Annotated in this window: 15 protein-coding genes; 5 read left to right on the forward strand and 10 right to left on the reverse strand. The window is 45.6% G+C overall.

All coding sequences use genetic code 11. The features are described from left to right. Positions 1–13: 13 nt before the first annotated feature. The 4 genes from B0E43_RS00695 to B0E43_RS00710 form a co-directional block, all read right to left on the reverse strand. A complete protein-coding gene (locus tag B0E43_RS00695; RefSeq protein WP_077346146.1) occupies positions 14–382 on the reverse strand; it encodes a hypothetical protein in 369 nt (122 codons plus the stop codon). Positions 383–413: 31 nt separating this feature from the next. After that, complete coding sequence (locus B0E43_RS00700; RefSeq protein WP_077346147.1) at positions 414–2,246, reverse strand: ABC transporter ATP-binding protein; 1,833 nt, start codon at positions 2,244–2,246, stop codon at positions 414–416. A 59-nt stretch (positions 2,247–2,305) separates the two neighbouring features. Beyond that, positions 2,306–4,009 (reverse strand): hypothetical protein, encoded by a 1,704-nt coding sequence (locus B0E43_RS00705; protein WP_077346148.1) that lies wholly within the window; start codon positions 4,007–4,009, stop codon positions 2,306–2,308. Between the two features lie 101 nt (positions 4,010–4,110). Next, positions 4,111–5,712, reverse strand: coding sequence for an aminopeptidase P family protein (locus B0E43_RS00710; RefSeq protein ID WP_077346149.1), 1,602 nt, complete (start codon positions 5,710–5,712; stop codon positions 4,111–4,113). A gap of 109 nt (positions 5,713–5,821) precedes the next feature. Between B0E43_RS00710 and pafA the strand changes: the two genes are divergently transcribed. Then, positions 5,822–7,456, forward strand: a complete 1,635-nt coding sequence (gene pafA / locus B0E43_RS00715; protein ID WP_077346150.1) for an alkaline phosphatase PafA — start codon at positions 5,822–5,824, stop codon at positions 7,454–7,456. A gap of 67 nt (positions 7,457–7,523) precedes the next feature. Here pafA and B0E43_RS00720 read toward each other — a convergent pair whose 3' ends face one another. Further along, positions 7,524–8,687, reverse strand: coding sequence for a homogentisate 1,2-dioxygenase (locus B0E43_RS00720; RefSeq protein ID WP_077346151.1), 1,164 nt, complete (start codon positions 8,685–8,687; stop codon positions 7,524–7,526). Between the two features lie 142 nt (positions 8,688–8,829). Between B0E43_RS00720 and B0E43_RS00725 the strand changes: the two genes are divergently transcribed. After that, a complete protein-coding gene (locus B0E43_RS00725; RefSeq protein ID WP_077346152.1) occupies positions 8,830–9,624 on the forward strand; it encodes a family 16 glycosylhydrolase in 795 nt (264 codons plus the stop codon). A gap of 106 nt (positions 9,625–9,730) precedes the next feature. Beyond that, positions 9,731–10,381 carry an MCP four helix bundle domain-containing protein gene (locus tag B0E43_RS00730; RefSeq protein WP_254423333.1) on the forward strand — a complete coding sequence of 217 codons (651 nt, stop codon included), beginning with the start codon at positions 9,731–9,733 and terminating at the stop codon, positions 10,379–10,381. 167 nt (positions 10,382–10,548) lie between these two features. Here B0E43_RS00730 and B0E43_RS00735 read toward each other — a convergent pair whose 3' ends face one another. Genes B0E43_RS00735 through B0E43_RS00755 form a run of 5 tightly spaced genes read right to left on the reverse strand, consistent with a single transcriptional unit; the run spans position 10,549 to position 15,899 of the window. Beyond that, on the reverse strand, positions 10,549–11,445 hold the full coding sequence (locus tag B0E43_RS00735; RefSeq protein WP_077346153.1) for a sugar phosphate isomerase/epimerase: 897 nt from the start codon (positions 11,443–11,445) through the stop codon (positions 10,549–10,551). 60 nt (positions 11,446–11,505) lie between these two features. Continuing rightward, positions 11,506–12,057: a gluconate 2-dehydrogenase subunit 3 family protein gene (locus tag B0E43_RS00740; RefSeq protein WP_077346206.1), complete on the reverse strand. Its 552-nt coding sequence runs from the start codon at positions 12,055–12,057 to the stop codon at positions 11,506–11,508. A 21-nt stretch (positions 12,058–12,078) separates the two neighbouring features. Then, positions 12,079–13,758 (reverse strand): GMC oxidoreductase, encoded by a 1,680-nt coding sequence (locus B0E43_RS00745; protein ID WP_077346154.1) that lies wholly within the window; start codon positions 13,756–13,758, stop codon positions 12,079–12,081. 25 nt (positions 13,759–13,783) lie between these two features. Next, on the reverse strand, positions 13,784–14,659 hold the full coding sequence (locus B0E43_RS00750) for a hydroxypyruvate isomerase family protein (RefSeq protein WP_077346155.1): 876 nt from the start codon (positions 14,657–14,659) through the stop codon (positions 13,784–13,786). Between the two features lie 13 nt (positions 14,660–14,672). Next, positions 14,673–15,899 (reverse strand): MFS transporter, encoded by a 1,227-nt coding sequence (locus B0E43_RS00755; RefSeq protein WP_077346156.1) that lies wholly within the window; start codon positions 15,897–15,899, stop codon positions 14,673–14,675. A gap of 245 nt (positions 15,900–16,144) precedes the next feature. Between B0E43_RS00755 and B0E43_RS00760 the strand changes: the two genes are divergently transcribed. Both B0E43_RS00760 and B0E43_RS00765 read left to right on the forward strand, forming a co-directional pair. Then, a complete protein-coding gene (locus B0E43_RS00760; RefSeq protein ID WP_077346157.1) occupies positions 16,145–17,314 on the forward strand; it encodes a Gfo/Idh/MocA family protein in 1,170 nt (389 codons plus the stop codon). 31 nt (positions 17,315–17,345) lie between these two features. After that, positions 17,346–18,398 (forward strand): sugar phosphate isomerase/epimerase, encoded by a 1,053-nt coding sequence (locus B0E43_RS00765; protein ID WP_077346158.1) that lies wholly within the window; start codon positions 17,346–17,348, stop codon positions 18,396–18,398. The last annotated feature ends 8 nt before the right edge of the window (positions 18,399–18,406 follow it).

Consider the following 18,406-nt stretch of genomic DNA (forward strand, 5'->3'; position numbering starts at 1 on the left):
GAAAATTAAATCTTTATTGATCCGTGAAATTTTGCCTTGGACGGAGGATTCCACCGGTTTCCTCCTGATTTTTTTGTGGAACTGATTTGGTCGGCTGGACGACTTTCGGATGCTCAAAGTCGTAAAGTTTTGCCTTCAGTTCATTCATTTCTGCCTGCATTTTCCTAATCTGGTCATTCACATTTCTGGCTTGAATCATACTTGCACCGTATGCTGCCAAAAACAAAATAAACCCAGTCAGAAAGACTTTCACCATGGATTCCGGAGTCAGAGGATCCATTCCAAAGGTTGATCCCAAAACGTTGAATGAAAAGAAAAAGATTAAGAACAACAGGAAGTAGATCAAGACTGCCAGTTGAAGGAATTGCGCTATTTTTTTCATGGTTTCGTCAAATAGTGTTTTCCTAATTTAATCAAACCGACTGAATACTCGATAGTTTCTGATAAAGTCCTTCGATTGCCATCAGGTCTGAATGGGAACCTCTTTGAACGATTTGGCCCTTTTCGATGACTAAAATTTCATCTGCATGCTGAATGGTGCTGAGTCGATGCGCAATCACCAAAGTCGTTCGGTTGGTCATAAGCTTGGTCAAAGCTTCCTGGACCAAAAGTTCTGACTCGGAGTCCAAAGCCGATGTCGCTTCATCCAAAATCAATATCGGAGGATTTTTCAAAACCGCCCGGGCAATACTCAATCGTTGTCTTTGCCCTCCAGAAAGCTTGGATCCGCGCTCTCCGATTGAGGTCTGATAGCCTTTTTCCAATTGGGAAATGAAGCTGTGAGCGTTTGCAATTTTCGCGGCTTCGATGACTTGGTCCTCGGTGGCATTTTCAATACCAAAAGCGATATTGTTGAAAACCGTGTCATTGAAAAGGATCGATTCCTGCGTAACGATTCCCATCAGGCTTCTTAAATCTGAGGGAGAAAAATCCCGGATGTCTGTCCCATCTAACAGAATCGATCCCGAAGTAGGATCATAAAATCTCGGAACCAAATCTGCCAAGGTTGATTTGCCGCCTCCGGAAGGTCCTACCAAAGCAATGGTTTTTCCTCTTTCAAGTCTGAAATTAACGTCCTTCAATACCAGCTTATCCTCATAGGCAAAGGATACTTTGCTGAATTCAATGGCGTTTTGAAAACCTGTGATTTTCTTCGGATTAGCGGGCGAAATGATATTGCTTTTGGTGTCTACCACTTCAAAAATCCGCTCGGCCGAAGCAATTCCACGCTGGATACTTGATACTGCCCGAGAGATTTCCTTGGCGGGATTGAGCACCTGAGTGAAGATGATGATGTAAGTGATAAAGTCAGAAGCGCCCAAGTCCGACTCACCGCTCAGCACCAAACTGCCACCGTAGACGAGAATTCCTGCTACCACACTCACTCCCAAAAACTGGGAAATTGGGGAGGCCAACTCGTTTTTTCGAGCCATACTCACATTCACATGGGAATAATAGTCAGTTTCCATGTCGAATTTTTTTCCGATAAACCGCTCGGCATTGAAGGCTTTGATCACCCTCATTCCTCCCAAAGTTTCATCCAGAATGTTGACAATCCGCCCAAGAGATTGCTGACTTTGAACCGCTCTTTTTTTCAATCTTCGGGTAATTCCTCCGATTATCGCTCCCGAAATGGGAATAATCAAAATCGTAAAAAGAGTCAGTTTGACCGACATGAAAAACAGAACGGCGAAGTATAAAATTATGGTCAGCGGTTCCCTGAATACGACACGAAGAGATTGTACAATCGTGTTTTCCACCTCTTGCACATCATTGGTCATCTTGGACATCAGGTCTCCTTTGCGCTCGTTGGAAAAGTAGCCGATATGCAATGCGCCGACTTTTTCAAAAATATCCATCCGCATTCCCTTGATCACCGTGGCGCGGACTTTTGCCAAGACAACTCCCGACAAATAAGTAAATAGGTTGGATAGGAAGACAGAAAAGACGATGATAATACAGACAAAAACCAGCGTTCCCATCTTTCCATAGTCATCCTGAACGGTCAGAAACTGATGGTTGAATAGTCCGGTAAAGTACTCAATCGAAAAAGAGAAAGGAGGTAGTGTTCTGAATTTCTCCAAAGTCACGGGCTCCACCTGCTCAAAAATCACATCAAAAAGTGGCTTGAGAAGAGTGAAATTGATCAACCCAAAAATGATGGAAAACAGGGTGTAAAGGATGTATGTGGGTACGAATCTGCCAAACGGGCGTGCATAGGACAGAATTCGCAGGTAGGTTTTCATCAAATGAATTGGTGGGAATCAGCCTGCAAGTTACGCAAAATTGATTGCACAGGTTTTTGTCAATAGTTGAAATCAGGCCGCACAAAGTTCCATCGAAAGGCCACTTGCATGTAATTGCTGCTCACAGGTGCGTCTAGATCCTGGGCAGTTCTCCGTCTGAACGTATGGGATGCGTCCACGAAGAAATTGTGCTTGAGCATATACGAGGCCGTCAGGTTGGTTTGAATCACCTTGTTTTCAACTCCCTGACCGATGTAATTGTCATACAGCCCAGTCGGACTTCCCTCCAACCGGTTTTTGAGGACATCTCCTCCCCAGTTGACTTCAGGACTTTCATCTGCTCCAAAATACTGGTAAAAACCGGTGAGATTCAGATCCAATCTAGGAAGAGGTTGGTATCTAATAATACTTACAAATTCTCTGAAATTGGCGCCTCGGGGATGGGTGAGTGGTGTTCTCCAGTTGGAATAGGACTGGTAATCGACTTTTTCCTGGAAGGTGTAAGGTCTTGCCTGATTCCATTCCAATTGGAAATCCAGGTTTTTCAAGCCAAGAACATTGATGTATTTGTAGCCCATTTGTACCCCGTATTTGTTCCGCTTAGATCCCTCACCGTCTATTTCAAAAAACTCATTGAAGACAAATTCGCCTATGGCAAACTGACCGTACAATTCCATGCCCGGTACAAAAATCCATTTTCCGTCAAAGCCCAGCATAACTTTGTCCGGAGTTCCTTGCTGCTGCTCCACCCAGCGAAGGAATATGAATGGGTTGAAGTAATTGAAATTGATCTTGTCTGTCATGATCGAAGAGAAAAAGCCCAGGTTCAGGTTTTTTCCCACATTGAATCCCAATCGGTTGTAGGCAAAATACTTTTGAGGATAGCGCCCGTCAGTGGGTCTGCCCCGATCGTAAAAAACATCTGCAGTCATTTGGGTCCAAAGGTTTGTCAACTGAAACTTCCAGACTTTGGTGTTGAACTTGACAAACATATAAGGATTGGAAAAATCAGAAATCTGAAAGGAACGATAGCCTTCACCTGCGAAATTTCGGTCATGTCCTACTTGGATCTCGATGTGCTTGGTGATCTGAAAAGACACGTGCCCGAGAGCAGAGAAATAACTGTAGCCGTCCTCCTCATATTCTTTCCAAAATCCTTCTCCCGGTACAGCTCCATTATATTCGGCGTAGTCTTTTACCCAGCTTGGAAAAAAAACCTCGGAAGTAGTGAGGTAGGTATAAAACCCAACTTTTTTATCTACTGATCCTCTTACCACCAAACCTCGAGCTAGTCGGGCGGGGTTTCGTTCTTGGTCAGTTTCCGTTCCTCCGCTGAGATAAATCACAGGACTGAGGTGGATTCCAAAATCCTCTCCCTCATAATGTGCAAAATCCCCAGGTCTTCGGTAGAGGGATTTGAGAAAGGGTTTTTTGGATTCGGGGATTTCCCTTTCGGAAAATTCCCAGTTGTCCTGACTCAGGAAATCGAGGTTGAACCGATCCGCTTTGGATTGGATTACCTCAGGATTTTCCGCAAGGCTGTCCAAATAGTTGGCTAGAATATCCCTTCGGTAAGGTTTGTAGCCGCTGTTGAAAAAAGGATTGTTTCTCCCCTGAAGGATTTCGTAGCGGTCTACTTTGTGATAATATTCCCGATCGTAGGGTATGTATGCCCCCTGGGCAAAACTGGTTTGAAATGTGGAAAGCAGGCCGAATCCAAAGATAAACAGGCCGAAAAGTCGGTGGATGGTCGATTTTTGCATTGCTTAAAGCTAGAAAAGAATTGGAAAGAAGGGCAAAAAAATGGTCTGAGGTTTTTCCACAAACCTAGAAAATTCTCAGATCATCCAGATTTCACTGACTTTTAATCCAATTCCGGCAGCACCCAATTTTCCAAAACGCTCGGTATTCTCATCATCAGCTCTATCCCTTCGACAGTTCTAGGGGCATCTGAAGAAAGATTTACCGGGCCGTTTGCTGTAACAAGAATGTCGTCTTCTATCCGGACGGCGATTCCCCACCATTTTTTATCACAATTGCTTCCTTCTGGAATGTAGATGCCCGGTTCCACAGTAAGCACTGTCCCGGCTTTGAGCGCATCATATCCACCCCGGTCATGGACATCCAGGCCCAGGTGATGTGAAGTGCCATGCGGGAAATAGTTATGCCTTTCCCCTTTCTTGATGATCCCCAGTTCTGCCAGTCCCTCATCTATAATCTGTCGGGTGACCTGACCGATTTCCGAAAAGTCAGTTCCGACTTTGCAAAGGGCAATGCCAGCTTCTTGGGATTTAAGTACGAGTTCGTAGATCGCTTTTTCTTCCTCGTTGAATTTGCCGCTGATTGGGATAGTACGGGTGACGTCTGCGGTGTATCCTTTCCATTCGGCGCCGAGATCCATCAGCAAAAGCCGCTGATCGATACTCTTCAGGTCATTTTCGATGTAGTGGAGGATGCAACCGTTGTTGCCGCCGCCAACAATGGACGGATAGCCGACACTTTCAGCACCATAGCGCTTGTAAATGAATTCATGGATTCCCTGCACTTCCCGCTCCGACATTCCGACTTTTGCAGCTTTCATCACTTCAATCTGCCCGATTGCAGATATTTTGACGGCTTTTTTTAGCAAAACGATTTCTTCGGCGGTTTTCACTTCGCGCAGTTGATCCATCATTTTGGGCAAAGCTGTGAAATTGACTTTGGAATCAGGGATTTGTGCCTTGACGGCCATTCTTTTCTCCGGTGAATCGGCATTGACAAAGTCTTTGAGAATCGGATCCTTTTTTACTTCAGGGTAGGTTCGCTGGTACCGACCGATGACTTGGGCCACGTTTGCGGAGTTTTCGACTTCAGTAGCCAAGATCAAGTCGTACATTTCCATGGTGACTTCGGAAATTTCCTTGGGGTAATTGGACGTCGATTTGAATTTTTCAATCATCTCCAGCATCGATGTGTTGGAACTGCTTTCCTCCTGGGATTTGCCAAGGTTGAAAGATAGAATCTTGTCAAACTTTTGGAGGTCCAAAGCAGGTTTCTTCCCGAAATCGCTGTTAAGAAAAACCTGCTCAAAGCCCAGATTTTCTTTAACTCCATCTACTCCGAGTCTTTTTCCATTCCATTGTTCGGCTTGCGGATCTCGAGGCTGAACGTAGATGATTTCATCCGTAGAAATGCTGCCAAAATCCTTCGCTTCACTAAAGATCAACAAGACAGAATTTGGCTCCCGAAAACCGGTCAAGTAAAAAAAGTCAGTATTGGGATGAAAAATATAATCCACGTCATTTGACCGGTTTTTGACAGGATTGGTGAAGATGACAGCAACACTATTTTTGGGCATCAGTGCCCGCAGCTCCTGTCTTCTTTCTCTGTGAAAATCAGCACTTAATCCGTCATTGAAATAAGATTGTGCAATGGACGAAACAGCAAAAAAGAGAAAAGAAAATGCGGTTAAGAGAAAGCGATTCATTTTTTCGGAAATTAGGAAATCAATCTGCACCCATTTTTGGATTTAACAAAGTGTTAATCTGTGGATAGGGGCATATCTTTATCTTTCGAAAAAAAAACAAAATAGCATCATGCGTAAATCACTGGCCTTTTTAATTCTGATTTTGGGAATTCAATTCTCCGGCTGGGCTCAATCCCCGACCGAAAAACCAAAAATTGTGGTAGGAATAATTGTCGATCAGATGCGGCAGGAGTATTTATATCGTTTTGCCGACCGATATACGGAGGGAGGATTCAAGCGGATGATGAACGAAGGCTTCATGATGACCAATGGCCACTACAACTATGCTCCGACCGTCACCGGACCTGGTCACGCATCAGTTTATACCGGAACTACTCCGGCTACGCATGGGATCATCAGTAACGACTGGTATTCCCGAAAACTCAACGGCTTTATCTATTGTGCAGGGGACAGCACGGTCACGAATGTGGGGGGAACTCCGGAAAACGGGAACATCAGCCCGCGTAATCTTCTGACCACTACGGTCACCGATGAGCTGAGATTTGCTACTGGCAAGCGCTCCAAAGTCGTAGGAGTTGCGATTAAGGATAGAGGTGCGGCCTTACCCGCTGGCCATACCGGAGACGCTTATTGGTACGATGATGTCAATGGGGACTTCATGACTTCCACCTACTACCATGACTCGCTTCCTGCATGGGTGACTGCTTTCAACGCAAAGAAAATTCCGGATTCTTACCTGTCCAAAACCTGGGAGACAATGTATCCTTTGGACACCTATGTAAACAGCATCGCGGATAACAACGACTTTGAAGGTATTCCTGCGGGAAAAACAACTCCTACTTTTCCGTATCACTTGGATTCACTCAGAGCAGCAAATGGGGGATACGGTCTGATTGCCTCCACTCCATATGGGAACAGCATGACGCTTGACTTTGCCCTGGCGGCGATAGAAGGAGAGAAGCTCGGTCAGGGTGAGGTTACGGATTTTCTAGCGGTGAGCTTTTCATCTACAGATTACGTTGGCCACAGATATGGTCCGACCTCAGTAGAGCTGGAAGATATTTACCTGAGACTTGACAGAGAGTTCGAGAGACTGTTCACCTATCTGGACAAAGCCTATGGCAAAGGACAATACCTGGTTTTCCTCTCAGCAGATCACGCAGTGGCTGATAACGCTCCTTACATGATCAGTCAAAGAGTACCGGCGGGAAATCTCAACACCAACTACATCCTTGGCCAGATCAGCGGCTATTGCAATGCAAAATATGGACAGGGAGAATGGATTTTGAAGTACACCGGAGATCAGGTCTTCTTGAATAGAAGGCTTGCAGACGAGAAAAAGGTAGACTTCCTCGCCCTACAGCGGGATCTGGCAGATTGGATGCTGAGATTCAACGGCATCAAGGAAGTTTACACGGCCGAAGACATGAGGACAAGACAGTTCCCATATGGCAGAGCCCATTTGCTTCAGATGGGATACAATCACGTATCTTCCGGCGATCTCCTGCTGGTATTCGAGCCTGCTTGGATGGTCAGCGGCACAAGGGGCACTACCCATGGCTCACCCTACAACTATGATACGAACGTCCCGATGTTGTTTTTTGGCTGGGGAGTACCGCAGGGTTCCAGCGCCAGAAAGGCATCAATCACCGATATCGCGCCGACCGTTTCGGCCTTGCTGAAGATAAAATATCCAAACGCCGCCGATGGCGAGCCTATTGTCGAAATTGTGGACAATAAGTAATTGGAGAAACCCCTAACGCAGAATACAAGCAAAAGGCCTGAAATTTCAAGAATTTCAGGCCTTTTGCTTATTCAGTCCAGCTCATCGGATAGTCTTTGTCCACAAATTCCAATGCGTCGGTGGTGATAAAAAGCGGCCGGTGCGTGTCCAGCATGACCGCATACTCATGTGTTTCTTTGACACCGATGGATTTTTCCACCGTGCCGGGATGAGGACCATGAGGCAGGCCGCCCATATGAATGGTGAATGATCCCCGGTCGATTCCTTTTCTGCTCATAAATTCCCCTTCGGCATAATACAGGACTTCATCCGAATCAATGTTGGAATGATTGTATGGAACAGGGATGGATAGGGGATGGTAATCAAACAATCTTGGAACAAAGGAGCAAACTACAAATCCCCATGCCTGAAAAGTCTGATGAACCGGTGGTGGCTGATGGATTCTGCCAGTAATTGGCTCAAAGTCATGAATCGACAGGGCATAGGGATAGAGGTATCCGTCCCAACCAACGATGTCAAGCGGGCTGTGTTCGTAAGTGTATTGGTGGAGGAATCCCTGTTTTTTGATCTGGACGAGGTAATCCTTTTTTTCGGTTTCAATCTTTAATTCATGCGGTGGCCGAATGTCGCGCTCGCAATAGGGTGAGTGTTCCTGAAGCTGCCCCACTTCGTTTCGATATCTTTTTACCGTTTCGATCGGGCCATGGGATTCGATCACAAGAAGTCTCAACGGGCCTTCCTCTGCAAACTCAAATCTGTAAATCGTGGTCCGGGGAATGACTACATAATCCCCCTTTTTCACCTCCAGTTTTCCGAATTGAGAGTAAAGCACACCTTCCCCGTCATGGATGTAGATGATTTCGTCTCCATCTGCATTTTTGAAGTAAAAATCCATTTTCCGCTTGCGGGGAGAGCAAATCCCCATCATCACGTCATTGTTCATCATGAGCATCCGGCGTGCACTGAGGTAGTCTTCCCCGGTCGTTTCGACTCCTGAAGTTTTCAGGTGGGTTTGGTTCAACCCATGTTCTTTTGCCGGCTCCCAACTGTATGGTTTTGGAGTCCCGATGGATTTGACTTCGTTGGGATTGTAAATGTGGTACAGGTTGGAGTAAATGCCTGAAAATCCCTTGGAACTGACCAATTCCTCTTTGTACAGGCTGCCATCGGGCTGGCGAAACTGGGTATGTCTTTTGGGCGGTATCTTTCCCAATCTAAAGTAGTAGGCCATGGTTCTGGGTTTATATTTACTGCTAAATTACCATTTTTGATCGAGCTGGAAAGCTTTCCTTCTTTGCGTTTTTGGCTCTTTCTCTATGTCTAATCCCGTGATTTTGGGAAAGTTTTGTATTTTCCGACACTTCAATTAAGCCATGAAAAACTCCCTGTTTATACTCCTTGCCTTTTTCCTAAGTTTTTCCTGTTTAGCCCAGGATCCGGCCAAAGCAAAATTGATCTGGGCAGATGAATTCAATAATCACGGCCTTCCTGACCCTTCTAAGTGGGATTATGATGTCGGAGATCATGGATGGGGAAACAATGAACTTCAGTATTATTCAAAAGCGGACTTGAATAATTCCAGAATTGAAAATGGGATTTTGATCATAGAGGCTTTGGCAGATTCCTCTCATCCAAAAGGATACACCTCTGCAAGAATGGTGTCCAAAAACAAAGCTTTTTGGCAATATGGGTATATCGAGGTAAGGGCCAAACTTCCGGAAGGGGTGGGAACCTGGCCCGCTATCTGGATGCTTCCTGAAGAAAACAGGCATGGAGGCTGGCCAAAAAACGGAGAAATCGACATCATGGAACATGTGGGGTATGACCCCGGAAAGGTTCATGGTACAGTTCATACCGAAGCTTTCAACCATTCCATCGGCACCCAAAAGGGAGGTCAGAAAATGGTCCCGGATTTTTCAAGTGATTTTCACACTTACTCCATTGATTGGACTGCGGAGAAAATTGACTTTTTCATAGACGGTCAAAAGTATTTCACTTTTGAAAATACCGGAAAGGATTACAAGGAGTGGCCATTTGATCAGCCCTTTCACCTGATTTTGAATATAGCGGTAGGTGGAAACTGGGGTGGGGCAAAAGGTGTGGATTCAAAAATTTGGCCTCAGAGGATGGAAGTGGACTTTGTAAGAGTGTATGACAAAAAACCTTGATCTTGAAAAGTAATAGGGGTTCCCGGCTAAAACCGGCCTCTTTTTTTGTAATGTCTAAGAATGTGGCTTATTTAGAAGTCGACGTTTTCAGAATTTCCTACTACCCATGCAAGATTTTATCCTGAGAAGAAGAAAAGTCCGTGCCCTGATCATCATCGGGATTTTGTTGCTGTTGCTGTATGGCAAAAATCTCCTGGAAAGGCAATCCTTTCGGACAATCAGCCAAACTTTTACCGAGGTTTACAACGACAGATTGGTTGTGGAAGGGTATATTTTTCAGATTTCCGAGAATCTCTTTCAGATCCAAAAATTGATTGACCACTGCAATATCGACTACGATTATTCCAAAGTGATCAATGAAATCACAGGGCATGAAAAGGCGATTCTGGCCATTGTGGTAGATTTTGAAGCGACAAATTTGACTGACCAGGAAGCAACCTATCTTTCAGATTTCAAAAAAATCATCGAAAACGATCTCAACATCAAAAGCTATGACCTGCTTTTTACCGATTCTTCGGGAGTAAACCGAGCACAGGTAAAAATCTACGATGATAAGATCAGCCGGGCGCGACAGGATCTTCAGAATCTGAGCAAAATTCAAATGGAAGAAGGGGAAAAATTAATCAGCAAAGCCAAGATCCTGATCAATCGATCCCAGATATGGGCACAGTTTGAGGTGGCTTTGCTGATTATATTGGTAGTGGTGATGTTCCTGCTTTTGTTCAGAAAGTCAGAAAGCAACCGGGGAATGATTTAACCCGGACTATGCATTAGAATTCGTATCGAGGACTCAAAACGCAAAAAAATCAGTCTCTTTGCAGATCGAAGCGTAGCACCGCTACGTTGAGATCGAAAAGTGAAGCATAGCGTCTGATTTTGAAGCGGTTTGAGGCCATAGTAGATTTTCTAATGCATATTTCGGGTTTAAAACTCCAAAGCGGAAAGGTATTTGGCATTAGCGGCGGCAGCTTCCATGGGAGTGCCGGTAGGAAACCTTTCCTGCTCCACAATGAAGTACTCCATTCCCAATCCCTGAGATTGCTTGATCAGATCCGCGTAAGGAATTTCTCCGGCACCCAAAAGAACACCTCTTTGATGTGGATCGCCTGTTCCTGCCTCAGCATCTTTTAGATGGCAAAGTCTGAATCTGCCCGGATATTTGGCAAGGTATTCTGCCGGTTTGGCATTGGCGACATGGACCCAGTAAATGTCCATTTCAAAATCCACCAAAGCTGGATCGGTATTGTCCATCAGAATGTCCTGTGGGGTTGCTCCTTCTTGAGTGACAAAGGTGTAGTCATGGTTATGGTAAGCAAACCTGATTCCATGGGCTTTCAGTTTTTCGCCGATTTGGTTAAATTCATCCGCTTTTTTCTTGTAGTCATCGAGGGATTTTTGGGGTCCTATCCAAGGGCAGATCAGGTATTTCATGCCTACTTCCGCGGCTTGGGCCGCCTGCACATCGAGATTTTCAAAAACATTGGCATGAGAAGCCACCATACTCACACCTGTTTCATTCATTAAAGTTGTGAATTCGGCAGGCTGCATGCCCCAAAGGATGCCTTTCCCGCCGTCAAATCCTTCGAACTGCTTGTAACCATAGCCAGCCAAAGCCCTCATAGTGGCTTGGGCATCCAACGCCATGTCTTCTTTGACCGAGTAAAGCTGGATTCCAAAATTGCTTAGTTTGGATTTGGTTTCAGGGGCATCAGCAATAGCCTCTTCTTTTTTTGGTGCTGCGCAAAACTGCAAGGGCATAAATGCCGCTCCCATCCCGAGCATCGCGCCCATTTGAATGAATTTTCTTCGTTGGTTTTTCATAATTTCTTGAAAGAAAAAGCCTGCCTCCGGAGAGGCAGGCTTAATTTAAAATTGAGGTTTTTATGCCCAGGCTTTGTCGCCTTTCTTGTAATCCACACAGGCATCAAATCGACCAGGGGTTTCAATATATCTCAGCGCTTGAGTTGCTCCGATTTCTGAAGTGAAATATCCCAACACCGTCAGGTCCCGCAGCATATTGATCACGATTGGCTCTCTGGCGTCTCCACTTGCTTTGAATTTTTCCTGCATCCCATTCAGGAATGCAAGTCGGTCCTCTGCACTGGCCTCCATAAAGTCAGCTCCTTTTTCAGCTTTGAAGTCCGTGCTTAACTTATTCAATCCATCGATAAACGCTTTTTGCTGGTCTGCATCGTAACAATCTTTGACCATCATCTGCATGAATTCACCGATTTTGGTGGCCTTAGCACCAGGAGTATCGGTGGTAGGAATGATGGTTTCACCGATCTCATCCAGAAAGGCAAGATCCTCCGGAGTGAAATTCAGGTCCTTGAGCTGTCGCTCTGGTGAGCAACCGGTGAGAAGGGCTGTGGCACCGATCATGGTACCTCCCATCATCAGGACGACGCTTTTCAGGGCGTCTCTTCTATTCATTACTGTCATGTCTTTCTCAGATTAGAGGTTCATCTTTTTCAATTCATCCACTGCGAAAGCTGCCGCTCTGGCAGTAAGCGCCATGTAAGTCAAAGACGGGTTTTGCGCTGCAGCAGAAGTCATACATGCTCCATCGGTCACAAACACGTTTTTAGCTTCCCACACCTGATTATTGCCATTGAGGACAGACGTTTTTGGATCCCGACCCATACGGGCAGTGCCCATTTCGTGGATTCCCTGACCAAAGGTGTACCCATTGTCATAGGTATTTACATTTTTGAATCCGGCAACTTCAAGCATTTCAGCAGCATCGGCCATCATATCTTTTCGCATGTTGAGCTCATTTTGTTTGATCTCTGCGTTCATGACCAGGGCTTCCATGCCCCATTTGTCTTTGACAGTGTCAGAAAACTTAATGGTGTTTTCGTGGTAAGGAAGGATTTCTCCGAAAGCAGTGATACCCATTGACCAAGGCCCTGGTTCAGTCAATGCATCTTTCATCGGAGCGCCAAAGCCCAATTCGGCTACGTCTCTGCTCCATCCGCTTCTGCTTGCCCCACCCTGGTAGCCAAATCCACGGATGTAATCCCGTTTTTCACCGTTGAGGTTTCTGAATCTTGGAATGTAAAGTCCGGTAGGTCTTCTACCAAAATAATACTTGTCTTCAAAGCCTTCGTAAGTTCCGCTGGCTCCCAATCTGAAATGGTGATCCATCACGTTGTGCCCCAATTCGCCAGAGCTGGAACCCAAACCTCCCGGCCAAATGTCTGTTGCAGTTCTCATCAGGATTGCAGTTGAATTGAATGCAGAAGCGCAGAGGAATACGATTTTTGCATCATATTCCACAGTTTGGTTGGTCTCGGCATCAAGTACTTCTACTCCGGTTGCTTTTTTAGTGTCTTTGTCATAGATCAAGCGACGGACGATGGACCAAGGCCGAAGGGTTAGGTTGCCGGTCGCTTGTGCAGCAGGAAGCGTTGAAGCCTGAGTGCTGAAATAGCCTCCAAAAGGACAACCTAATGAGCACTTGTTTCTGTATTGACAACCAGGACGTCCAGGAAGTGGTTGGGTGATGTTTGCAGGACGGCCAATGGTCCAAGTCCTGGCACCTTTGTAGTGTTCTTTGATTTTAGCAGCACCTGCCTCTTCCACGCAGTTCATCGGCATGGGTGGTTGGAATTCTCCGTCAGGAAGAATGTCCAATCCGTCTTTTGAACCGGATACTCCGATGAATTTTTCCACATAGCTATACCAAGGCGCAATTTCATTGTATCGGATCGGCCAGTCTACAGCGATTCCGTCTTTAGCATTGGCTTCAAAGTCAACATTTGCCCAGCGATAGGATTGTCTACCCCAAAGTAGGGATCTACCGCCTAATTGATAGCCTCTAAACCAGGTGAATGGTTTCTCCTCAATGTAAGGAGAGTCACTTTCGTGAGCCCACCAGTCCAAATTCAGTTCATTTAGAACATAATCTCTCTTTAGGCTTGGGTGGTTTTCCAGATGTTCTTGAGTTCTTCTTCCTCTGTGGGGCACTTCCCAAGGGGATAGAGTAGCAGATTTGTAATCTTTCACGTGTTCGACCATTGGTCCTCTCTCCAGGAGCAATACTTTCAGTCCCTTCTCCGTCAGTTCCTTAGCGGCCCATCCGCCGCTAATTCCAGACCCAACTACGATTGCGTCATACGCTTCATTTGCCATAATAATGGGTATTTTGGATTAATTTTTACACATCACAAACTTGCACGGCATGAGCTAGTGCAGCGATTTTGTCCTCAGATTTCGGAATAAATTCATGGGAAACAAATCCGGTGTAGCCTGTAGCCACTATTGCCTTCATGACAGCCGGATAGTTGATTTCCTGATTTTCATCGAGTTCATTACGGCCCGGGTTTCCTGCGGTATGGTAATGTCCGAAATACTGATGGTTGGTTTGAATGCTCCGGATAAGGTCCCCCTCGTCGATTTGCATGTGGTAGATGTCGAACAGTAATTTGAAGTTTTCGCTTCCGACCAATTTGCAGAGTTCCACACCCCATGGAGAGAGATCGCACATGTAGTCTTTGTGGTTCACTTTGCTGTTCAACAGCTCCATCTGAATGATCACGCCGTGTTTTTCGGCGACTCCAATGATTTTTTTTAGACCTTCCGCGCAATTTTTCATTCCCACTTCATCGTCCATCCCATTGCGGTTTCCTGAGAAGCAGATGAGGTTTTTATAGCCGTATTTGGCTACTTCCGGAATCAATTCGGTGTAGTTTTTAATCAATTGCTCATGGTACTGGGGATCATTCCAGCCTTTTGGAATTCCTAGTTCGGCGCCATTACACATGGAGCATTCGACGCCGTGGGTCTTGAGGGTATCCCAGCCTTTTGGGCCTACCAAGTCGATGGCATTGAATCCGATTTTTTTCACAGCTACGCATAGCTCGTCCAAACTCAGGGAAGGCATTGTCCAGGCACACACGCCATGTTTGATATTGCCTTTAAGTTGAAGAGGGGCTTGGCCGTCTTTCCAGTCGAAAGCGGTCAATGTGCCCATCGCAGCCCCTCCAAGTAACATTTTCTTAAAGGAGGATCTTCTGCTTGAGTCAAAATTCATAGTTATTTGGGGTTTAATGGTGAGGCTTAGTTTTTTCTTCTTTGAAAAAAGAAATGAAAAATAGTAAAACCAATACGGAAATGCCAGCAGGAATCAGCCAAATTGATTTCCATGCATGAAGTCCGGTCGGATCGAGGTAATAATCGGAGATTTGGCCTGCTGCCCAAAATCCAATTAGCATCCCGATGCCATAGGTAGCAAGGGTGATGAGGCCCTGGGCGGAGGATTTGAATTTTTCACCGGCATGAGCATCGGTGTAGATCTGCCCGCTCACAAAGAAAAAATCGTAGCAAATTCCGTGGAGGATGATCCCGGTCATGAGCATCCACATTCCCGTGTCTGCATCACCCAAGGCAAAAAAGACATATCGGAAAGCCCAGGCTAGCATCGCTACCACCAAAGTCTTTTTCAGTCCAAACCGGTAAAAAAATATCGGAAGTGCAAGCATAAACACAACTTCGGAGACTTGCCCAAGTGCCATTTTTCCTGTCGAGTTTTCTACGCCGATCTCTGTGAAAAATGGACTTGCATTTTGGTAATAAAAGGCCAGCGGAATACAGATCAGGACCGAGGAAAGGAAGAAAATGGCATAATTGCGGTCTTTCAGCAATGCCAAAGCATCCAATCCCAAGGCCTCAGAAAGTCTAAATTCCCCGGTAGATTTTGCTTTGGGCGGAGTAGCTGGCAGGGTGAAACTGTAAAGCCCTAAGCAAGCTGAAACGAAGGCTGCCATGATCCAGGTGTTTTTGAGGAGGCCCTCCGCAAGCCCCGACTGGCTGTCCCAGGCCAAATAGGAGATGAGCATCCCGGCCGAAACCCAGCCGATCGTGCCCCAAACCCGGATTACCGAAAACTCCTTTGCAGGATCCTTCATTTGGTTGAAGGAGATGGAGTTGACCAGCGCCAGGGTAGGCATAAACAGGATCATGTATCCCAACAATACCGGAAAGAAACCCGAAAAGTCTGTGGAGGAATAAAGGAGATACATCAGGCCGGCTCCCAACAAATGGATGGTCCCTAGGATTCGCTGGGCGTGAAAATACCTGTCGGCAATCAGCCCTACTATAAAAGGCGCTATTATCGCACCAAAGGACTGCGTGGAAAATGCCAAAGAAATTTGCTGGTCTTTTGCCTGAAGGTTATTTGCCAGAAATGTCCCCAAAGTCACAAACCAAGATCCCCAAACAAAAAACTCCAGAAACATCATCAGGGAAAGACGGAACTTGGTAAGGAAATTCATAGGCTGTTTTTGGGGTGGAAAAATGGAAATTGTTACCTGAAATTTAGAATTTGGGCTTTTTGCTGTATTTTAAGCATCTCCTTTGAGATTCCGAAGAAAGGGGCTTAAAAGTTTTGTCAAAGCCATTCATAACCCAATGTGACAACTGATCATATTCTAATATCCTAACTCTCCGGAACTCCGAAATTTCCATTCTGATCGTTAATTTTCAACTCAAATAACCTAATAAACTAATCTTTTGACCGATGTCAACAGCTAAAAAATTGAAACTCGGACTTGTAGGCGGTGGGCCGGGTTCTTTTATCGGTGCGATCCACTTAAACGGAGCACTGATGGACGGGATGTTCGAACTGGTATGTGGTTCATTCAGTTCCAATTCGGCCAAATCCCAACAACGGGGAGAAGAACTCATGCTTGATCCCACAAGAGTATATGGCACCTATGATGAGATGTACGAAAAAGAATCCCAACTCCCTGAAGGAATCCGGATGGATGTCGTGGCAATCGTGACGCCTAATAATGTACATTTTGATCCGACAATGAAGGCCTTGAAAAGTGGATTTCACGTGGCCCTTGACAAGCCAATGACGCTGAATTATCAAGAAGCCAAAGAGTTGTATCATATCGTCAAAAATTCAGACAGACGCTTTTTGTTGACTCATACCTATTCCGGGTATCCGATGATCAAGCAGGCCAAACAGATGATCGCAGAAGGCCAAATCGGCAAGGTGCGCAAAGTCTATGTCGAATACCCACAGGGCTGGCTTTACAAACTTTTGGAAACTGAAAACAACAAACAAGCCGAATGGAGAACAGATCCTGCCAGAAATGGGCTCGCTGGATGCATGGGAGATATTGGAACCCATGCTTTTCACATGGCGGAATACATTACAGGAGAGAAAGTGGCCCAGCTTTGCGCGGATTTATACATCAAAATCGACGGTCGACCGATCGATGATGACGGTGTAGTGTTGCTTCGATTTGAAAACGGAGCATCAGGGGTATTGATGGCTTCGCAGACAGATACAGGTTGTGAAAACAACCTGAAGGTTCGGGTTTATGGAGAGAAAGGCGGCCTGGAATGGGAGCAGGAACTCAATAATTCCCTGACGGTTCGAATTCCAAATCAGCCACCCCAGATTTTCAGAGCTGGTACCGGTTACCTAGGATCTTTGGCCCAGGAAAATACTCGAACTCCCGCAGGACATCCGGAAGGTTATGTGGAGGCATTTGGAAACTTATACCGAAATTTCGCCCGCTGCATTTATGCTGACCGGGAAGGCCAAAAGCCCAAGTGGGAATGGGAAGATTATCCGGGAATCGAAGACGGAATTCGCGGGATGGCCTTTATTGATCACGTGCTCGCAAGCACAAAGTCCGATTTAAAATGGACTCCTTTTATTGTAGAAAAATAATTTTTGATAACAATTCAAACCCTTAACTCCTATGAAAACTATCAAAGGTCCGGCAGTCTTTTTGGCACAATTTGCCGATGACAAAGCACCTTTCAACAATCTGAAGAATATCAGCCAGTACATGGCTGACCTTGGATATAAAGGAATTCAGATCCCGAGTTGGGATTCCAGAATGATCGATTTGCAAAAAGCTGCCGAAAGCAAGACATATGCAGACGAAATAAAAGGAGTCGTGGCTGATGCAGGAATGGAAATCACCGAACTTTCTACCCACCTTCAAGGCCAGCTGGTGGCAGTGCATCCAGCCTACAATGAACTTTTCGACGGCTTTGCTCCGGCAAATCTAAAAGGCGATCTCAAAGGAAAATCCGAGTGGGCTACCCAGCAATTGAAGTATGCTGCAAAAGCATCCTCAAATCTTGGGCTTAATGCTTGTGCTTCCTTTTCGGGAGCGCTGATGTGGCATACCGTTTATCCTTGGCCGCAGCGTCCCGCTGGATTAGTGGATACAGGCTTTGGCGAATTGGCAAAAAGATGGCTACCGATCCTGAATGAATTTGACCAATACGGCGTGGATGTCTGCTACGAACTGCATCCGGGGGAAGATTTGCACGATGGGATTACTTTCGAAATGTTCTTAGAAAAAGTGGGAGGACATAAGCGCGCAAATATCCTGTATGACCCAAGTCACTTTGTGCTTCAGTGCTTGGATTACCTTCAGTTCATTGATTTTTACCACGATCGGATCAAAATGTTCCATGTGAAAGATGCGGAATTTAACCCTACCGGAAAGCAGGGAGTTTATGGCGGATTTCAAGGATGGGTAGAAAGAGCCGGCCGATTTAGATCATTGGGTGATGGACAGGTTGATTTTGCAGGAATATTTAGCAAACTTTCGCAATACAATTACAGTGGATGGGCTGTATTGGAATGGGAGTGTGCCATCAAGCATCCGGAACAGGGTGCGGCTGAAGGTGCCCCGTTTATTGACAGTCATATTATAAGAGTTACGGAAAAAGCATTTGATGATTTTGCAAGCACGGGTGCTGATGAAGCATTTAACAGAAAAATTTTAGGAATTTAAATACTCTA

The sequence above is a fragment of the Algoriphagus sp. A40 genome (assembly GCF_002002735.1).
GTDB lineage: Bacteria > Bacteroidota > Bacteroidia > Cytophagales > Cyclobacteriaceae > Algoriphagus.